Source organism: Paraburkholderia sp. SG-MS1 (assembly GCF_012275575.1).
GTDB lineage: Bacteria > Pseudomonadota > Gammaproteobacteria > Burkholderiales > Burkholderiaceae > Paraburkholderia.
On the sequence record NZ_NPIH01000277.1, the window covers coordinates 19,248 to 37,122 of the forward strand.

General features: G+C 64.3%; 16 protein-coding genes. 9 read left to right on the forward strand and 7 right to left on the reverse strand.

Annotated features, from left to right (window positions below; genetic code table 11):
• Positions 1-26 precede the first annotated feature (26 nt).
• Positions 27-1,109, forward strand: a complete 1,083-nt coding sequence (bioB, locus tag CIC12_RS29320; RefSeq protein WP_168669503.1) for a biotin synthase BioB — start codon at positions 27-29, stop codon at positions 1,107-1,109.
• A 93-nt stretch (positions 1,110-1,202) separates the two neighbouring features.
• On the opposite strand, the gene CIC12_RS29325 is transcribed toward bioB, so the two are convergent.
• Positions 1,203-2,228 carry a sulfate ABC transporter substrate-binding protein gene (locus CIC12_RS29325; protein WP_168669505.1) on the reverse strand — a complete coding sequence of 342 codons (1,026 nt, stop codon included), beginning with the start codon at positions 2,226-2,228 and terminating at the stop codon, positions 1,203-1,205.
• A 140-nt stretch (positions 2,229-2,368) separates the two neighbouring features.
• Positions 2,369-2,971 (reverse strand): RBBP9/YdeN family alpha/beta hydrolase, encoded by a 603-nt coding sequence (locus CIC12_RS29330; protein ID WP_168669507.1) that lies wholly within the window; start codon positions 2,969-2,971, stop codon positions 2,369-2,371.
• Between the two features lie 305 nt (positions 2,972-3,276).
• Between CIC12_RS29330 and CIC12_RS29335 the strand changes: the two genes are divergently transcribed.
• Genes CIC12_RS29335 through CIC12_RS29360 form a run of 6 tightly spaced genes read left to right on the forward strand, consistent with a single transcriptional unit; the run spans position 3,277 to position 7,408 of the window.
• Positions 3,277-4,218 (forward strand): 2-hydroxyacid dehydrogenase, encoded by a 942-nt coding sequence (locus CIC12_RS29335; protein WP_168669509.1) that lies wholly within the window; start codon positions 3,277-3,279, stop codon positions 4,216-4,218.
• A 53-nt stretch (positions 4,219-4,271) separates the two neighbouring features.
• On the forward strand, positions 4,272-5,198 hold the full coding sequence (locus CIC12_RS29340) for a hydroxymethylglutaryl-CoA lyase (RefSeq protein WP_168669511.1): 927 nt from the start codon (positions 4,272-4,274) through the stop codon (positions 5,196-5,198).
• Positions 5,199-5,249: 51 nt separating this feature from the next.
• On the forward strand, positions 5,250-5,771 hold the full coding sequence (locus CIC12_RS29345; protein WP_168669513.1) for a YbaK/EbsC family protein: 522 nt from the start codon (positions 5,250-5,252) through the stop codon (positions 5,769-5,771).
• Positions 5,772-5,775: 4 nt separating this feature from the next.
• Complete coding sequence (locus CIC12_RS29350) at positions 5,776-6,027, forward strand: DUF1289 domain-containing protein (protein WP_168669515.1); 252 nt, start codon at positions 5,776-5,778, stop codon at positions 6,025-6,027.
• On the forward strand, positions 6,024-6,491 hold the full coding sequence (locus CIC12_RS29355) for a MaoC family dehydratase (protein WP_168669517.1): 468 nt from the start codon (positions 6,024-6,026) through the stop codon (positions 6,489-6,491). The genes CIC12_RS29350 and CIC12_RS29355 overlap by 4 nt, the downstream gene beginning before the upstream one ends.
• Positions 6,488-7,408: an MBL fold metallo-hydrolase gene (locus tag CIC12_RS29360; RefSeq protein ID WP_168669519.1), complete on the forward strand. Its 921-nt coding sequence runs from the start codon at positions 6,488-6,490 to the stop codon at positions 7,406-7,408. Before CIC12_RS29355 ends, CIC12_RS29360 begins: the two co-directional genes overlap by 4 nt.
• 331 nt (positions 7,409-7,739) lie before the next feature.
• On the opposite strand, the gene CIC12_RS29365 is transcribed toward CIC12_RS29360, so the two are convergent.
• A complete protein-coding gene (locus CIC12_RS29365; RefSeq protein WP_168669521.1) occupies positions 7,740-8,642 on the reverse strand; it encodes a DMT family transporter in 903 nt (300 codons plus the stop codon).
• A gap of 114 nt (positions 8,643-8,756) precedes the next feature.
• On the opposite strand from CIC12_RS29365, the gene CIC12_RS29370 reads away from it, so the two are divergent.
• On the forward strand, positions 8,757-9,227 hold the full coding sequence (locus CIC12_RS29370) for an Lrp/AsnC family transcriptional regulator (RefSeq protein WP_168669523.1): 471 nt from the start codon (positions 8,757-8,759) through the stop codon (positions 9,225-9,227).
• A 25-nt stretch (positions 9,228-9,252) separates the two neighbouring features.
• Here the strand turns inward: CIC12_RS29370 and CIC12_RS29375 are convergent, their stop codons facing one another.
• Complete coding sequence (locus CIC12_RS29375; RefSeq protein ID WP_168669525.1) at positions 9,253-10,143, reverse strand: alpha/beta fold hydrolase; 891 nt, start codon at positions 10,141-10,143, stop codon at positions 9,253-9,255.
• Positions 10,144-10,464: 321 nt separating this feature from the next.
• Here CIC12_RS29375 and CIC12_RS29380 point away from each other — a divergent pair, with 321 nt between their 5' ends.
• Complete coding sequence (locus CIC12_RS29380) at positions 10,465-11,436, forward strand: NAD(P)H-dependent flavin oxidoreductase (protein ID WP_168669527.1); 972 nt, start codon at positions 10,465-10,467, stop codon at positions 11,434-11,436.
• Between the two features lie 90 nt (positions 11,437-11,526).
• Here the strand turns inward: CIC12_RS29380 and CIC12_RS29385 are convergent, their stop codons facing one another.
• From CIC12_RS29385 to CIC12_RS29395, 3 genes are all read right to left on the reverse strand, one after another.
• Entirely contained in the window at positions 11,527-15,015 is a 3,489-nt protein-coding gene (locus CIC12_RS29385; protein ID WP_168669529.1) for a methylmalonyl-CoA mutase family protein, read from the reverse strand.
• Between the two features lie 155 nt (positions 15,016-15,170).
• A complete protein-coding gene (locus tag CIC12_RS29390) occupies positions 15,171-16,103 on the reverse strand; it encodes a LysR family transcriptional regulator (RefSeq protein ID WP_168669531.1) in 933 nt (310 codons plus the stop codon).
• Positions 16,104-16,390: 287 nt separating this feature from the next.
• A complete protein-coding gene (locus tag CIC12_RS29395; RefSeq protein WP_168669533.1) occupies positions 16,391-17,476 on the reverse strand; it encodes a porin in 1,086 nt (361 codons plus the stop codon).
• Positions 17,477-17,875 lie beyond the last annotated feature (399 nt).

Sequence of the window (17,875 nt, forward strand, 5' to 3'; positions counted from 1 at the left end):
TCTATCCATCCATGAGGATCGTCCCCATGACGCAACTGAACATCACTCCGACGCAGGCCGACACGGCCGCCGCTACCGTCAACGCCGCCGCGACCGGCGGCAAGCAAGTCGCGCGCTGGCGCGTCGCCGACATCGTCGCGCTGTACGAACTGCCGTTCAACGACCTGATGTTCCGCGCGCAACAAACGCATCGCGAGCATTTCGACGCGAACACCGTGCAACTGTCGACGCTGCTGTCGATCAAGACCGGCGGCTGCGAAGAAGATTGCGCATACTGTCCGCAGTCGGTGCATCACGACACGGGACTCGCAGCCGACAAGCTGATGCCGGTCGACGAAGTGCTCGCCGCCGCCAAGGTCGCGAAAGAGAACGGCGCAACGCGCTTCTGCATGGGCGCCGCGTGGCGCAATCCTAAGGACCGCCATCTCGAACCGATCAAGGACATGATTCGCGGCGTGAAAGCGATGGGCCTCGAAACCTGCGTCACCCTCGGCATGCTCGAAACGCATCAGGCGCAGGCGCTGCGCGAAGCGGGCCTCGATTACTACAACCACAATCTCGACACGTCGCCGGAGTTCTACGGCCAGATCATTTCGACGCGCACGTACCAGGATCGACTCGACACGCTCGAACGCGTGCGCGACGCGGGCATCAACGTGTGCTGCGGTGGCATCGTCGGTCTGGGCGAATCGCGCCGCGAACGCGCGGGGCTGATCGCGCAACTGGCGAACATGGAGCCGTATCCGGAGTCGGTGCCCATCAATAACCTGGTGCAGGTGGAAGGCACGCCGCTGACCGGCACCGAAGCGATCGACCCGTTCGAATTCGTGCGCACGATCGCGATTGCTCGCATCACGATGCCGAAGGCGATGGTGCGTCTGTCGGCCGGGCGCGAGCAGATGGACGAGGCGCTGCAGGCAATGTGCTTCCTCGCCGGCGCAAATTCGATTTTCTACGGCGACCAGTTGCTGACCACGAGCAATCCGCAGGCGGAAGCCGACCGCAAGCTGCTCGCGCGCCTGGGCATTCGCGCCGAGGCCGCGCAGCAGATGCCGCTGGATCAGAGCGGCTGTGAGCATGGCTGCGAGAAGCACAGCGCACCGAACTGATCGCGTGAGCTGACGCGTGCGCAATGAAACGCACGCACATTAAAAAAGCCGCCTGTTGCGAAACAGGCGGCTTTTTAACTTCGACTCAGAGAATCACTTCCGGTCGACGATAATCTGATCGAATGTCCCGCCATCTGAGAAATGGGTCTGCTGTGCCTTCTGCCAGCTACCGAACATCTCTTCCACCGTGAACGTCCTGATCGGCTTGAACTCGGCCGCATGCTTGGCCAGCACGTTCTTGTCGCGCGGACGCAGATGATGCTGCGCAATGATCTCCTGTGCCGCCGGCGACCACAGATAGTCGAGATACGCCTGCGCCTCTTTACGCGTGCCGCGCTTGTCGACCACCTTGTCGACGATCGACACCGGCGGTGCCGCGAGCAGACTCACCGACGGATACACCGCTTCGAACTTGCCGTCGCCCACACCGGAGCTGATCAACGACACTTCGTTTTCGAACGTCACCAGTACGTCGCCGATGTCGCGCTGGGTGAACGTGGTCGTCGCACCGCGGCCGCCCGTGTCGAGCACCGGCACGTTCCTGAAGATCGCCTTCACGAAGTCGAGCGCCTGCGCATCGGTGCCGCCGTGCTGCTTGCGATACCCCCACGCGGCCAGATACGAATAGCGCCCGTTGCCCGACGTCTTCGGATTGGCGATCACCACCTGCACGCCGGGCTTCGCGAGGTCGTCCCAGTCCTTGATGTGCTTGGGGTTGCCCTTGCGCACGAGGAACACCATCGTGGTGGTGTACGGTGCGCTGTCGTCCGGCAGGCGCGCGCGCCAGTTGGCCGGCACCAGTTGACCTTTCTGCGCGAGCAGATCGATGTCGTTGGGCTGGTTCATCGTCACGACATCGGCCTGCAAGCCTTGCAGCACTGACAGCGCCTGCGCGCTCGACGCGCCATGCGACTGGCGGATCGACACGGTCGCGCCGCTCTTCTGCTTGTATGCGGCGATGAAGCCCGCGTTGATGTCCTTGTACAACTCGCGTGTCACGTCGTACGACACGTTGAGCAACGATGTATCCGCATGCGCCGCCGACGCGGTACCCAGCGCGAGCGTGATCGCCGTCGCGCCGGCTGCGAGCCAGCGCGATATCCCCGTCTTGCCTGCCATGCTTGTCCCCGCTTATCGATGATGAATTCCGTGGCCACACGAGCGTGCGGCATGAAGCGGGATTCTAACGGATCGCTTACCTGGCTGATGGCGCGCTGCTTTCGCGCGCCGCCGCGAGCCGTGGCTACTGCGATATTAATTCACACCAACGCATGCTGTGCCGCTTCGAACCGCTCTTCGCGAAAGCGCAGCGGCGCCGCGCAATGCACGAGCGTATCGACGAAGTATTTGGCGCGCGGCCACGGTCCGAAACCGGCGGCGGTGTTGATATGCCCCGCGTCGCCGAGATTGACGAACGCGCTGCCGAAGCGCTGCGCGAGATCGCGCGCACCGGCGAGCGGCATCCACGGATCGGTTTCGCTGCCGATCAGGATGGACGGCACACCGAGACGGCGCGCGTCGAACGCTCCCGCGAAGGCAAACTTCTGCGGACTCGCGGGCGCCACGAACAGCACGCCGACGACGTCGTTCGCATACGACGCCTGCTGCAGCGCATGCGCGGCCGCGAGGCAACCGAAGCTGTGCGCGGCCAGCACGAACGGGCCGCGCTCTCGCGCGAGCAGATCGCGCAGCGACTTCGACCATAGCGAGATGTCCGGCGCATCCCAGTCGGCCTGCTCGACGCGCAATGAGCGCGCGAATTGCCGCTCTAGCCATGTTTGCCAGTGCGCGCCCTCGCTGCCGTGCAGGCCGGGCACGGTGACGAGACGCGGCGGCCATGGCGATCTGATGCATGAAAGCATAGGTGTGCCTCGCTGCGGGAATCCGGGGAGTCATTGTCGCGCTGGGGGCTGGGCGGGCGAACCAAGTTTTTGTGCTTTGGTTATGGCGCAAATGTGCGCGTCCACGCGGCCCGCCCTGGCAAGCGCACGCAAACGAAGCAGCACGGGCGTGCGCAAACGCGCGCGATCCGCGTTGAAAAAGTAGAATGAGGCCTATCCACAAAGGGAGGAGGCCCCATGCAGCAAGCGTCGTCGGAAGCGCCGCAGCCGTCGCACCGTGGCTTTGCCGTCACCGGACCCGACCACGCAGGCGCCTGGCGGACCGTATGAAGATCCTCTTCTACATGCCGCATGCCGATGCCGCCGCGTGGTTGCAGGACTTCGCCCACGCGCTGCCCGAAGCCGGGTTGCGCGAATGGCAAGCGGGCGACACCGCGCCGGCCGATTTCGCGGTCGTCTGGCGTCCGCCGCGTGAGATGCTGGCCGGCCGCGATGACCTGCGCGCCATTTTCAATCTCGGCGCGGGCGTCGATGCGATCCTCGCGCTCGAACACGAGCATCCCGGCACGCTGCCGCGCAGTGCCCAGCTGATCCGCCTCGAAGACACCGGCATGGCGCCGCAAATGGCCGAGTACGTGACGCACGCGGTGCTGCGCTATCTACGCCGCTTCGATGAATATCAAACGCTGCAGAACGAACGCCGGTGGGCAGTCCTCGATCCGCATCCGCGCGAGACCTTCACGGTCGGCGTGCTCGGACTCGGCGTGCTCGGCGCGCACGTGGCGCAAACGCTCGCCGCGTTCGGCATGCCGGTGCGCGGCTTTAGCCGCAGCGCGCGGCAGGTCGACGGCATCGCGACGTTCGCGGGCGAAGCGCAGTTCGACACGTTTCTCGACGGCGTCAAGGTGCTGGTGAATCTGCTGCCGCATACGCCGGATACACGCGACGTGCTGAACGCGCGAACCTTCGCGAAACTCGCACGCGGGGCGTATCTGATCAACGTCGCGCGCGGCGGCCATCTGGTCGAAGCAGATCTGCTCGACGCACTCGCGAGCGGCCAGCTCGCCGCCGCCACGCTCGACGTATTCCGCGAAGAACCGTTGCCCGCCGAGCATCCGTTCTGGCAGGAACCGCGCATCACGATCACGCCGCACATGTCCGCGCTGACACTGCGCGAGGAAAGCGTCGGGCAGGTCGCGCGGAAAATCGACGCGCTCATGCGCGGCGACACCGTGAGCGGCGTAGTGAATCTCGAACGCGGATACTGACACCCTCGAATTGAATTGACGAAGCGCCGCCTCGCGCGGCAGGAGACAGGATCATGGCCCTACCCCAGCAAGTGAAAATCGTCGAAGTCGGTCCGCGTGACGGGCTGCAGAACGAGAAGGACTTCGTGCCCACCGCGACCAAGGTCGAGCTGATCAATCGCCTGTCGGCGGCGGGTTTTCGCAACGTCGAGGCGGCCTCGTTCGTGTCGCCGAAATGGGTGCCGCAAATGGCCGACGGCGCCGACGTGATGGCCGGTATCGAGCGCCGCGCGGGCACGATCTACTCGGTGCTCACGCCGAACCTGCGCGGCTTCGAAGGCGCACTCGCCGCGCATGCCGACGAGATTGTGATCTTCGGCGCCGCGAGCGAGGCGTTCTCGCAGAAGAACATCAACTGCAGCATCGCGGAAAGCATCGACCGTTTCGCGCCAGTCGCCCAGGCCGCGAAGGAGCATGGCGTGCGGATTCGCGGCAGCGTCTCGTGCGCGCTCGGTTGTCCGTATCAAGGCGAGGTGCCGGTCGCGTCGGTGGTGGACGTGGTCGAACGCTTCGCGGCGCTCGGCTGCGACGAGATCGACATTGCCGATACGATCGGTGTCGGCACGCCGAAGCGCACCCGCGAAGTGTTCGAAGCGGTGACGCGTGTGTTTCCGCGTGAGCGCCTGTCGGGCCACTTCCACGACACGTATGGCCAGGCGCTCGCGAATATTTACGCGGCGTTGCAGGAAGGCATCGAGATTTATCACGCGTCGGTGGCAGGGCTCGGCGGCTGCCCGTACGCGAAGGGCGCGACCGGCAACGTCGCGACCGAAGACGTGCTGTATCTGATGAACGGCCTCGGCATCGAGACCGGCATCGATCTTGCGCAAGTCGTGGCGATCGGCGATTTCATTTCGACGTCGATCGGCAAGCCCAATGTTTCGCGCGCCGGCAAGGCGCTGCTCGCCAAGGCGCGCAGCGAAGCGGCTAACTGCGTGTGAGGGCGTGCGACTTCGCCGGAAACATTCACCCCATCCATAGGACCTGAAACGATGACCGACCAAGTGTCCCTCGACTCCGACGATCTCACCACGCTGCCCGATTCGGCGCGCCGCGTCGCGCTGTTGTTGCGCGAACGCGGTCACTCCGGGCGCGTCGTGATGCTGCCGGAAACCGGCAAGACCTCCGCCGAAGCCGCCGCCGGACTGGGCTGCTCGGTCGCGCAGATCGCCAAGTCGATCCTGTTTCGCCGGCGCGACGACGACGCCCCGGTGCTGGTGGTCGCAAGCGGCGCGAATCGCGTCGATGAAAAGAAAGTGGCCGCGCAAGTGGGCGAGATCGGCCGCGCGGACGCGAAGTTCGTCCGCGAGAAAACCGGGTATGCGATCGGCGGCGTCTGCCCGATCGGCCACGCCACCGAACCGGTCACGCTGATCGACGCCGATCTGCTCGCGCTCGACAGCCTGTGGGCCGCCGCGGGGCATCCACATGCGGTGTTCAATCTGACGGCGCAGGAACTGGTTGCGCTGACGGGCGCACCAGTCGTGGACGTAGCGCTGCGCGAGACGGCCTGACGCAATGACGGCGAGCCCCGATCACGAAGACGAACACGGCACCGTGCCGTCGCCCTGCATCAACGTGTGCAGGATGGACGCGTCGACCGGCTGGTGCGAAGGGTGCCTGCGCACCATCGACGAGATCGCCGGCTGGTCGCTATTCGACGACAACGCGAAGCGCGCGGTGTGGGACGCGATCGAGGGCCGTCACGCCCAGTTCATGGCAAGCGAGGCCAAAGCACAGGTCGACGCGCAGACCAGGGCGAAACGATGACCACTGCGCCACGCATTGTCACGATTGGCGAGACGTTCAGTTCGACGCTTCAGTTGTCGGCGGATTCGGTGAAATCGTTCGCCACGCTCGTCAACGATCTCAACCCCCTCCATCACGACGACGCCTATGCCGCGCAAAGCCGTTTCGGCGGCCTGATCGCGTCGGGCACGCAGCCGACCGCGCATTTCATGGCGCTGCTGGCAACGCACTTCTCAACCTACGCGCAACCGCTCGGCCTCGAATTCGATATCAAGCTGAAGAAGGCCGTTCATGCGCACGACACGCTGACCATCAGGTGGCGCGTGCGCGACGCTTACTGGAAGCCGAGCCTGAACGGCGATCTGACGCATCTCGAAGGCACGGTGTTGAACCAGCGCGGCGAGACCGTGCTGGTAGGTAGCTCGACCATTCTAGTGATGCCGAAGCCCGAAGCGTCCGCGCAAGCGCGGAGCCCCGCATCATGATCACGCTGCCGGAATCAATCCGCGTATTCGAACGCGGCTGGCTGTCATCGAACAACGTGCTGCTGGTCGACGAGACCTGTGCCGCTCTGGTCGACACGGGCTATGCGACGCATGCGCCGCAAACCGTGGCGCTGGTGCGGCAAGCGCTCGGCGCGCGGCCGCTCGATCTGATCGTCAACACGCATCTGCATTCGGACCACTGCGGCGGCAATGCGCTGTTGCAGGCGACGTGGCCGTGCCGCACCTTGATCCCCGCTTCCGAAGCCGACGCCGTGCGCGCCTGGGACGAAGCGCGGCTCACCTTTCGCGCAACGGGCCAGACCTGCGAACGCTTTACCTTCACCGGGACGATCGCGCCCGGCTCGCACCTGCGGCTCGGCGCGCTCGACTGGCAGGTGCTCGGCGCGCCCGGTCACGATCCGCATTCGCTGATGTTGTACTGCGCGCACGAGCGCATCCTCATCAGCGCGGACGCGTTGTGGGAGAACGGCTTTGGGGTGATCTTTCCGGAGCTCGAAGGCGAAAGCGGTTTTGCCGAGGAGCAGGCCGTGCTCGACGCGATTGCGAGGCTCGACGTGCGCGTCGTGATCCCAGGCCACGGCGCGCCGTTCACGAATGTCGAACAGGCGCTTGAACGCGCATTTTCGCGCGTCGCGTGGTTGCGTGCCGATCCCGAGCGCAATGCGAGGAACGCGTTGAAGGTGCTGATCGTATTCAAGCTGCTCGACGTGCGCACGATGAGTTTCGACACCCTGCTGCAGTTGCTCGACGACGCGGCCGTGATGCGCGCCGCCGCGTCGATGCTCAAGCCCCGCCGCGAGTGGCCGGCGCTGGTGAAGGATATCGTCGCGGAACTGGGCGCGAAGAATGGGCCGCTGGAGACGGATGGCAGGCGCATCATCGCGCGTCAGCGTTGATGCAAACGCTCGTGCGGGAACGCCCCGCACGCGCAGCGGCAGACAAATTGTCACCACAAAAAGAAAGCCGCTCGACAATCAAGGCGAGCGGCGGAAATTCTGTCGGACGTGATCAGCGTCGCTATGAATGATACGCGTCGCGGTTTTTTGACCGCATCGGTGATTTCCCTACAGAAGTTTGACACTGCCTCTTAAACCGCCTACACCTCGGCCATGAAGCCCATGTGGTCCCAGCTTTCGCGCCATTGATCCGCTCATACGAACAATAACCCCTCCCGCGGTTATTCCGGAATCCGTAACATTGCGACTGCCGGCATCGGCATGATGTCGATCAAGTCGACGACGAGAGCCGCTTCTGCGGCACGATACGCCAGCCAAGATTGACGCCTGCCGCCGCCAGCAGAATCAGCACCGCGCCGAGCACCTGAATCCATGCGAGCGTTTGCCCGAAAGCGATCCGATCGACGATGATCGCCACGACCGGATAGATGAACGACAACGCGCCGGTCATCGACGTCGGCAGCTTCTGGATCGCACCATACAGCAGCACGTACATGAGGCCGGTATTGACGACGCCGAGCACGACCAGTTCGAGCCATTGCGCGCCGCTCGTCGGCAGCGCATCGAAGTGCACGAACGGCGCGAGCATCACGACGCCGAGCGACACCTGGATCAATGCGATCAGATGCGGCGGCGTGCCCTTGAGCCGTTTCGTGATGATCGACGACACCGCATACATCGCCGCCGCGCCAACCGCATACGCGACCCCGACGAGGTATTGGCCCGGCACCGCCAGCACTGCCGGCTCGACCTTCACGACGAACACGAGGCCGATGAACGCGACCACCAGCCACGCGAGCGTCGACGCGCTGATGCGCTCGCGAAACACCAGCGCGCCGAGCGCGACCAGCATGAAGGGCTGGGTGTTGTAGACGGCCGTCGCCATCGAAATCGACGCGCGTGAATACGCTGCGAACAACAAAACCCAGTTGATGACGATGGCCGCGCCGCCGAGCAACGCAAGGCCGAACATTTTCCAGGAGAACAGCTTGCGCCTGAAAAGGCCGAGTACCGCACACACGAGCGCCAGCGTCGCGCCGCCGAAAATGCAGCGAAAGAACACCACGTTGAACGGACTCTGCTGTGACGACACCACCAGCCAGCCGATAGTGCCGGACATCAGCATCGCCATCGTCATCTCCGCGGCCCCGCGGCGAATTTCGTTTGAAGCCATGATTCGATCCCTGGATTGATGCTTTCATGAGGAGCAGTGTAATTAATCCGATCGCACGAATACATGGCTAAACTTAAGTCTTGCGGGGAGTTCACCTAATAATCGAAGGTCATGATGAGCAAACGCCTTGTCGTATCCCCGCCCGCCGCGCTCGACGACACCGATCGGGCGCTCCTTGCCGCGCTCGCGCAGGACGCGCGTCAGCCGGTCAGCGAACTGGCGCGCGTCGTGGGACTGTCGGCACCGAGTACGGCCGAACGCATTCGCCGGCTCGAAGCGCAAGGCGTGATCGAGCGCTTCACGGTGGAGATCGATCCCCGCGCGCTCGGCTTCACGCTGCAGGCGATCGTGCGCGTGAAGCCCTTACCAGGTCAGTTGCATCTGGTGGAGGAGGTGCTGCGGCGCATTCCGGAGTTCGTCGAATGCGACAAGGTGACGGGCGACGATTGCTTCATCTGCCGCCTGGTCCTGCATTCGATCGAACAGCTCGATGAGATTCTGTCGAAAGTCACGGAGCGCGCGGAGACCAGCACCGCGATCGTCAAGTCGACGCCGATCGCGCGCCGCCTGCCTCCGCTTGGTTGAACGAGGCGTGCGGCCTGCCCTGGCACTACCGCTCGACCGCTTCGAAGAAGGACAGCATTTCGGCGACCAGTTCGTCCGGCGCTTCCTCCGGTATGTAGTGTCTGCAAGACAGCGCACGGCCGCTCACGTCGCGCGCCACGTGACGCCATTCGCCGAGCGCGTCGAAGCACCTCTCGATCACGCCCTTGTCGCCCCACAACACGCGCAGCGGACAGCCGATCTTGTTACCGCGCTCGATGTCCGCCCGATCGTGCTCGAGGTCGATGCTCGCCGACGCGCGATAGTCCTCGCACATCGCATGCACCGCGCCTGGTTGCGAGAGCGCCGCGCGATAAGCGTCGAGCGCGGTGGGTTCGAACGGCGCGAGGCCCGCGTGACGGCTGCCCATCACCGCATCGACATAAGCGACGGGATTCGCGCCGATCAGCGTTTCCGGCAACGGCTCCGGCTGGATCAGGAAGAACCAGTGGAAATAGAGCGTCGCGAACGTGCGGTCGGTGGCTTCGTACATCGCGAGCGTCGGCGCGATGTCGAGCAGCATCAGACGCTCGACCGCCTCGGCATGGTCCAGCGCCATCCGGTGCGCGACGCGCGCGCCACGATCGTGCGCACAGACGAGGAATTTCTGGAAGCCGAAGTGACGCATCACGGTGACCTGATCCGCGGCCATCGCGCGTTTGGAATACGGCAGGTGCGCCGCGTCGCTCAGCGGTTTGCCCGATGCGCCATAGCCCCGCAGATCGGTCGCGACGACGGTGAAGTGCTCGGCGAGGCGCGCGGCGCAGCGCTCCCAGATCAGATGCGACTGCGGATGGCCGTGCAACAACAGCAGAGGCGGCCCTGCTCCGCCCTTCACTCCGAAAATATCGACATCGCCCACGGCGACGCGAAAAGGCGTGAAATTCTCGAAGGCCATGGCGTCTCTCTTTTGTGATTTGTGAGTGACTGCATTGTAGAAGCCCAATGTGTCCGCGCGGGGTGGGATAACCCACCCAAACATGAAACCTGAAGACTCCTTCCAACTGTTCCGGACAAAGCCGCCGGACGCGGCAACGCGCTTCGCCTATAATCGAACGATCGTTCTTAAATGGTCGAGCGGCCTGGCCCGGCGGATGTCGTTGGCACCACAGCGTGACGCGAGTCAGCTTCGATACACCGCCGGCCATGTGCCGCTAAACTCATCAAACGCCGGGCGCTCAACGCCGCACCGGTCCGCCTGAAACAGGAGACTCGCACTATGGCATTGCCCGCCGCCCTGCAAAACCTTGCGCTGCCCGTCGTCGCTTCGCCGATGTTCATCGTCAGCTATCCCGAACTCGTGCTGGCCCAATGCAAGGCCGGCATCGTCGGCTCGTTCCCCGCGCTCAATGCGCGCCCGTCCGAATTGCTCGACGAATGGCTCACGCAGATCCAGACGCAACTCGCCGACTACAAGGCGGCCCATCCCGATGCGATTATCGGGCCCATCGCCGTCAATCAGATCGTTCATCAGTCGAATACGCGGCTCGAACACGACGTGCGCGTGTGCGTCGAGCACAAGGTGCCAATCTTCATCACGAGCCTGCGCGCGCCCGCGCGTGAAATCGTCGATGCCGTGCATAGCTACGGCGGCATCGTGCTGCACGACGTGATCAATCTGCGCCACGCGCAGAAGGCGCTGGAAGCGGGCGTCGACGGTCTGATCCTGGTGGCGTCCGGCGCGGGCGGCCATGCGGGCACGACCTCGCCGTTCGCGCTGGTCGGCGAAGTGCGGCGCATCTTCGACGGCCCGATCGTACTGTCGGGCTCGATCGCCAACGGCGGCTCGATTCTCGCGGCGCAGGCGATGGGCGCGGACCTCGCCTACATGGGCACGCGTTTCATTGCGACGAAGGAAGCGCATGCGGTCGACAGCTACAAGCAGGCGATCGTCAACTCCACGGCGTCGGACATCATTTACACGAATCTGTTTACCGGCGTGCACGGCAATTACATTCGCGAAAGCATCGTGAACGCGGGTCTCGACCCCGAAGCGCTGCCGGAATCCGACAAGACCAAGATGAACTTCGGCGGCGACAAGGCGAAGGCGTGGAAAGACATTTGGGGCGCGGGCCAGGGCGTCGGCCTGATGGACGATGTGCCGAGCGTCGGCGAACTGGTGGAGCGTTTGTCGCGTGAATATGAGGATGCGAAGGCACGGCTGGGGATCGGGAGCCAGGCATCGCGTTAAGGCACGGCCTGGCGGAGCGCGCCGGTGCGCTCCATGGCTGCGGCTCGCTTCAGACTGCCGAGCCGCAGCGTATGCGACGCAGGCACCCGCCTACATATTCCGCCTATATTGCCCGCCCACCTCGAACAACGCATGGGTGATTTGGCCGAGCGAACACACACGCACCGCGTCGATCAGCACGGCGAACACATTCTCGTCATCGATCACCGCGCGCTTCAGACGTTCGAGCGCCGCGGGCGCCGCTTCGCGATGCCGCGCCTGGAATGCGTGCAGACGCTTTAACTGACTCTGCTTTTCTTCATCGGTGGAACGGGCCAGTACGATCGGCTGCGGCGTTTCATGGGGATGCGCGCTCAGGAACGTATTCACGCCGACGATCGGATACGACCCGTCATGCTTGCGATGCTCGTACAGCATCGACTCGTCCTGGATGCGCCCGCGCTGATAGCCGGTTTCCATCGCGCCGAGCACGCCGCCGCGTTCGGTCAGCCGGTCGAATTCGGCCAGCACCGCCTCCTCCACCAGATCGGTCAACTCCTCGATCACGAAGCTGCCCTGATTCGGATTCTGGTTCCTCGCGAGCCCCCACTCGCGATTGATGATCAACTGGATCGCCACCGCACGGCGCACCGAATCTTCGGTCGGCGTGGTGATCGCTTCGTCGAAAGCATTCGTGTGCAGCGAGTTGCAGTTGTCGTAGATCGCGATCAGCGCCTGCAGCGTGGTGCGGATGTCGTTGAAGTCGATCTCCTGCGCGTGCAGGCTGCGCCCCGATGTCTGCACGTGATACTTGAGCTTCTGACTGCGTTCGTTCGCGCCGTAGCGCTCGCGCATCGCAATCGCCCAGATGCGGCGCGCGACGCGGCCCAGCACCGTGTACTCGGGGTCCATGCCGTTCGAAAAGAAGAACGACAGATTCGGCGCGAAGTCGTCGATCGCCATGCCGCGCGCCAGATAGGCCTCGACGTAAGTGAAGCCGTTGGCCAGCGTGTAGGCGAGTTGCGAAATCGGATTCGCGCCGGCCTCGGCGATGTGATAGCCGGAGATCGACACCGAATAGAAATTACGCACGCCGTGCTCGACGAAATACGCCTGAATATCGCCCATCACTTTCAGGCTGAACTCGGTCGAGAAGATGCAGGTGTTCTGGCCTTGGTCTTCCTTCAGGATATCGGCCTGCACGGTGCCGCGCACGTTTGCCAATGCCGTGCGACGGGTCGCGGCGAGCTCCTCGTCGGTGAGCGGGCGGCCTTGCTGCTGCTCCATGCGCGCGATCTGCTGATCGATCGCGACGTTGAAGAACATCGCGAGCAGGGTCGGCGCGGGGCCGTTGATCGTCATCGACACCGAGGTTTCCGGCGCGCACAGGTCGAAGCCGTCGTACAGCGCCTGCATGTCGTCGAGGGTTGCGACCGACACGCCCGAATTGCCCACCTTGCCGTAGATGTCCGGGCGTTCGTGCGGCTCTTCGCCGTATAGCGTGACCGAATCGAAGGCGGTCGAAAGACGTTTGGCCGGCATGCCTTCGGAGAGCAGTTTGAAACGGCGGTTGGTGCGCTGCGGATCGCCTTCGCCGGCAAACATACGAGTCGGGTCTTCGTTCTCGCGGCGAAACGGGAACACGCCGGCGGTGAAGGGAAAATAGCCGGGCAGATTGTCGAGCATCAACCAGCGCAGAATTTCGCCGTGGTCGACGAATTTCGGCAGCGCGACTTTGCGGATTTCGGAGCCGGAGAGCGTCGTCACGGTGAGCGCGGTGTGGATTTCGCGTTCGCGAATGCGCACGATGTGTTCTGCGCCGGAATAAGCGGCCACGGTTTGTGGCCAGCTGTCGATGAGTTGGCGCTCGCGTTCGCCGAGGGCGGCGCTGCGCTGGGCGATCAGGGAGTCGAGGGCGGTTAGGGTGGCCGGCGGGTCGGTTTGCGCGGTTGCGCTGCTAGTGGCGTTTGCGGTGGCACTTGTTTTTGCGTTGGTACCGATGTCCGGGTTAGCGGGCGGGGCTGCGCTGGTCGCGGCTTCTGCTCTTGCGGCCGCATCTGCTCCCGCGTCCGGGCAAGCGCCCGCTCCTTCGCCCGCCTCCGCAAGCATCCGACGCGCCTCGACAAGCTGCCAACGCTCGCGCGCGATGCGCGCTTGCGCGTCGGCGCGCGCGCGGTAAGCGTGGACTGTCTGCGCAATATCGGCCAGATAGCGCACACGAGCCGGCGGCACGATCGCATTGCGACCGCTTGAGAAGCGCAGGCCCTCGGGCGTCGCCAGACGGCCCCCGCCCGAACGCAAACCGTGCCGGCGCAGCGCCTCGGCGACGTGGCGGTACAACGCGGTCACGCCGTCGTCGTTGAAGCGCGAGGCGATCGTTCCGAACACCGGCATCGCGTCGGGCGGCGCGGCGAAGTCAGCGCGATTGCGCTGCACCTGTTTCGCGACGTCCCGCAATGCGTCCGCCGCGCCTCTGCGATCGAACTTGTTGATCGCGATGAAGCCGGCGAAGTCGAGCATGTCGATCTTCTCCAACTGGCTCGCCGCGCCGAACTCCGGCGTCATCACGTAGAGCGATTCGTCGACGAACGGCACGATCGCCGCATCACCCTGCCCGATCCCGGATGTCTCGATGACGATCAGATCGAAGCCCGCCGCCTTGCAGAGCATCAGCGCGTCGGGCAGCGAGTCGGACAGTTCGCTCGACGCTTCGCGCGTCGCCATCGAGCGCATGTAGACACGCGCGCCGCCGCCCCAGTCGCCGATTGCGTTCATGCGGATGCGGTCGCCAAGCAGCGCGCCGCCCGACTTGCGGCGCGACGGGTCGATCGCGAGCACGGCGATCGTGAGGGCGTCGCCGTAGTCGAGCCGGAAGCGGCGGATCAGTTCGTCGGTAAGCGACGACTTGCCGGCGCCGCCCGTTCCGGTGATGCCGAGTATGGGGGTCGCCGAGGGTTTCGCGAGCGCAGACAGTTGTTCGCGGCTCGCTGGATCGACGCTGCCTGCTTCGAATGCGCTGATGAGTTGGGCGAGCCGGCGGAAGGTAAGCGATGCGGGGGTGTGGGTGGCTGCGGCGTTGGACAGATCGGCCAGCCACTCGCCAACCGGCGTTTGTCCTGCGACGATACCCGCGCGCGCGCCTTCAGCACAGCGCGCGATCATATCGTCGATCATTCCTTGCAGACCGAGCCGCTGCCCGTCCTGCGGCGAATAGATCTTCTCGACGCCATAACGTTCGAGCTCGGCGATCTCTTCGGGGACGATCACCCCGCCGCCGCCGCCGAACACCTTGATGCGCTCGCCGCCGCGCGCGCGCAGCAGATCAGCCAGGTAACGGAAGTATTCGTCATGGCCACCCTGGTAGCTGGATATGGCGACGCCGTCGGCATCTTCATGCAGCGCGGCGGTGGCGACTTCATCGACGGAGCGGTTGTGGCCGAGGTGGATCACCTCGACGCCGCTCGCCTGCAGAATGCGCCGCATGATGTTGATCGACGCATCGTGGCCGTCGAATAACGCAGCGGCGGTGACGAAACGCAAGCGCCGACCGGCGGGCAGCTGGTGGCTGCCGGCACGTTGCGGCGTGGACAGATCGGTCATGTCTCCCCCAGATCGTGACGCGTATGGGTGCTGGCAATCAGTATAGCGAAACGGGTCGTGGCGCCTGGGCCGCTTCGACGGCGGTTTCGAGTCCGGCGGGCGCAGCGGCTCGCCGTGTTTCGCCGCGTCCCCAACTCCCGCACTGCCAATCCCTTCTAACGCACCGCCAACGCTTTGATCTGCTCAAGCGACGGCCATAGCGACTCATTCGCGAACCGCTCGGCAAGAAAGTCGACGAACGAGCGTACCTTCGCCGACAAATGCCGGCGGCTCGCATAGACCACGTGTATAGGCAGTTCGCGCGGCGGCACGTCGTCGACGAGCAGTGGCACGAGACGTCCCGCGGCCAGATCATCGCCGATCACCTCGGTGCCGAGCATCGCGATGCCCGCGCCTTGCAGCACGATCACGCGCTGCGCCTCCAGATGATTGACGATCAGATTGCCCGACAGACGCACGCGCGGCGACGCATCGCCGGTCGCGAGTTCAAGCGCCGACACGCCCGCGTACTGGAGGTAGTTGTGGTTCGCGAGATCGGCGACGCTCTTCGGCGTGCCGTGCCGGCGCAGATACACCGGTGACGCGCACAGCACGAGGTGTGCGGTCGCGATCTGCCGCGCGATCAGCGACGACGACTTCATGCCGCCCGGCGAAGCCCGGATCGCGACATCGAACCCCTCGTCGATCAGTTCGACCACCCGGTCGGACAAGGTCATGTCGACGGTGACTTGCGGATATTGCGCGGCGTAGTCCGCCACCGCAGCCATCACGTGGCTCAAGCCAAACGCCGACAAGGACGACACCCGCAAGCGCCCCTGTGGCACGACGCTGGCCGCGCCGACGACCTGCTCGGCTTCTTCGAGTTCGGTCAGCACCTGACTTAGCCGCTCGTAGTACTCGCGGCCCGCCTCGGTCGTTGCCACGCGCCGCGTGGTGCGGTTCAGCAGGCGCGCGCCGAGTTGCTGTTCAAGGTGCATCACATGCTTGCTCGCCATGGCAGCCGACATCTCCATCCGCTCGGCTGCGCCGACGAAGCTGCCGACTTCGACCACATGGCGGAACACTTTCATGCTGACGAGGGTATCCATCTCAAGCGCTCGCTTCAGGAATCAATCGACGCCATTTTGCCGCGTTTATCAAAAGATGGTCGGCAAACAAGCGCGACGCGAAGGCCGGGAGGCGGGGCGAAAAAGCTGCGCAACTCGATGTCCGGCGCTGGCGTGAGCGGCCGGCGCAATCTCGAGCTCAGAAACGGCAAAGCCCGCCTTCCGGGCGGAAGCGGGCTTTGCTGTTGTTGGTCTACTGCGGTCAGCTCGAGCTCAGGTGCGGCAACCAGACGGGCTGCCGCACAGGCTGCGCACCGAGTGACCGACGCTCAGAACTTCGCGCGCAAGCCTGCGCCGTAGGTATTGCCGCTCGACTGGCCGGTGATGTGGTCATACAGGTACGCCGCATAGACGTCCGTGCGCTTGGACAGCGGATAGTCATAGCCGATCGCGGCCGTCTGACGGGTCTGGTTGGAGCCGCCGCCGTTGCGCGAGTAGGCGTACGACGCCATCACCGAGCCTGGGCCGAACGGCACCGTGACGCCGCCTTGTCCGGTGTTCACGTGCCAGCTCGTGACCTGCTGGTTGTTGTAGGTGTACATGTACTGGCCGTACAACTTCACGAACTTCAGGTCGTACGACACGCCCGCTTGCGCGACGCTCTGGCTGCGCAGACCGGGCACGCCCGAGGTGTCGAAGCTGCCGAGGTCACCGGGGACGTTGTTGAAGTTCACGTACTGGTACACAGCGGTCGCCGCGAACGGGCCGTGGAAGTACAGTACCTGGCCACTCCACTTCTTCGCGCCGGTCTGCGTCGTGTTGCCGAGCGCGTACATCGCCGTCGCCGACAGGCCGTTGAAGTTCGGCGACGAATACGACACCGCGTTGCTCCAGCCCGAATCGCCGGTCACGCCCTGGTCGGTGTCATAGGTCGGGAACGTGCCGAGGCCGAGGTACGTGTGATACACCATCGGCGAGAACACGTACGAATCGACGAACGGGTTGAACAGAATCGTCGACACGAACAGCGGCGTCGTCAGGCGGCCGGCCGTCACCGTACCGTACGGCGATTCGATGCCGACGTACGCATTGCGCGAGAACATCGTGTCGCCCGTGAAGCGGCCGTACTGGCCGTTCTGCGCGAGGAAGAAGCCTTCCAGCGCGAAGATGGCCTTGTAGCCGTTGCCCAGATCCTCAGCCCCTTTCATGCCCCAGTACGACGTCGACATGCCGCCGCCGGACACCACCACCGCGGTTTTGCCCCCGGGGAATTTCTGCGAGCCGACCCATTCGTCGACCTGGCCGTAAAGCTGCACGCTCGATTGCGCAAAAGCAGACGATGCACTGGCCAGCAGAGCGGCACACGCGGTTGCCTTGAGGGTGGTCTTCAGCGCACTGCTGATGCTTGTTTTCATGGATTCTCCAAGTCTTTGTCAAAAGGGGGCCGCGCGAAAGGGGGCGCTCGCGCGAACCATTGTTGTCCGTTCGATCATCGAGCCAATCTGGGCGACGACCATCTTTGCGGACCATTTTTATGAACAAAAATATTGCTGGTTATTGCGGGTATATCGGACTGGTTAGTTTTGTCGCTTATCGGCCTGATAGGCCCGGCTGCCGATGCGCCCGCGGGGGCCCGTCGGCTGCGTTGGCGCATCACGCAAAGCGTTACTGGCGCCGCGCCAGAGCCGGCGTCACACGTCACGTGACAAGCGATGACGCATCGCAGCGGAATTGCTCCGAATTTGACGACGAGAGCGGCGTGCCTGCCGAGTGTTTTCAAAAAAAGTGTGGCGTCGATACGTCACATTGGCGGG

Coding starts and splice junctions, on each gene's coding strand:
- bioB (WP_168669503.1), top strand. CDS start 27: ATGACGCAACTGAACATCACTCCGACGCAGGCCGACACGGCCGCCGCT.
- CIC12_RS29325 (WP_168669505.1), bottom strand. CDS start 2,228: ATGGCAGGCAAGACGGGGATATCGCGCTGGCTCGCAGCCGGCGCGACG.
- CIC12_RS29330 (WP_168669507.1), bottom strand. CDS start 2,971: ATGCTTTCATGCATCAGATCGCCATGGCCGCCGCGTCTCGTCACCGTG.
- CIC12_RS29335 (WP_168669509.1), top strand. CDS start 3,277: ATGAAGATCCTCTTCTACATGCCGCATGCCGATGCCGCCGCGTGGTTG.
- CIC12_RS29340 (WP_168669511.1), top strand. CDS start 4,272: ATGGCCCTACCCCAGCAAGTGAAAATCGTCGAAGTCGGTCCGCGTGAC.
- CIC12_RS29345 (WP_168669513.1), top strand. CDS start 5,250: ATGACCGACCAAGTGTCCCTCGACTCCGACGATCTCACCACGCTGCCC.
- CIC12_RS29350 (WP_168669515.1), top strand. CDS start 5,776: ATGACGGCGAGCCCCGATCACGAAGACGAACACGGCACCGTGCCGTCG.
- CIC12_RS29355 (WP_168669517.1), top strand. CDS start 6,024: ATGACCACTGCGCCACGCATTGTCACGATTGGCGAGACGTTCAGTTCG.
- CIC12_RS29360 (WP_168669519.1), top strand. CDS start 6,488: ATGATCACGCTGCCGGAATCAATCCGCGTATTCGAACGCGGCTGGCTG.
- CIC12_RS29365 (WP_168669521.1), bottom strand. CDS start 8,642: ATGGCTTCAAACGAAATTCGCCGCGGGGCCGCGGAGATGACGATGGCG.
- CIC12_RS29370 (WP_168669523.1), top strand. CDS start 8,757: ATGAGCAAACGCCTTGTCGTATCCCCGCCCGCCGCGCTCGACGACACC.
- CIC12_RS29375 (WP_168669525.1), bottom strand. CDS start 10,143: ATGGCCTTCGAGAATTTCACGCCTTTTCGCGTCGCCGTGGGCGATGTC.
- CIC12_RS29380 (WP_168669527.1), top strand. CDS start 10,465: ATGGCATTGCCCGCCGCCCTGCAAAACCTTGCGCTGCCCGTCGTCGCT.
- CIC12_RS29385 (WP_168669529.1), bottom strand. CDS start 15,015: ATGACCGATCTGTCCACGCCGCAACGTGCCGGCAGCCACCAGCTGCCC.
- CIC12_RS29390 (WP_168669531.1), bottom strand. CDS start 16,103: ATGGATACCCTCGTCAGCATGAAAGTGTTCCGCCATGTGGTCGAAGTC.
- CIC12_RS29395 (WP_168669533.1), bottom strand. CDS start 17,476: ATGAAAACAAGCATCAGCAGTGCGCTGAAGACCACCCTCAAGGCAACC.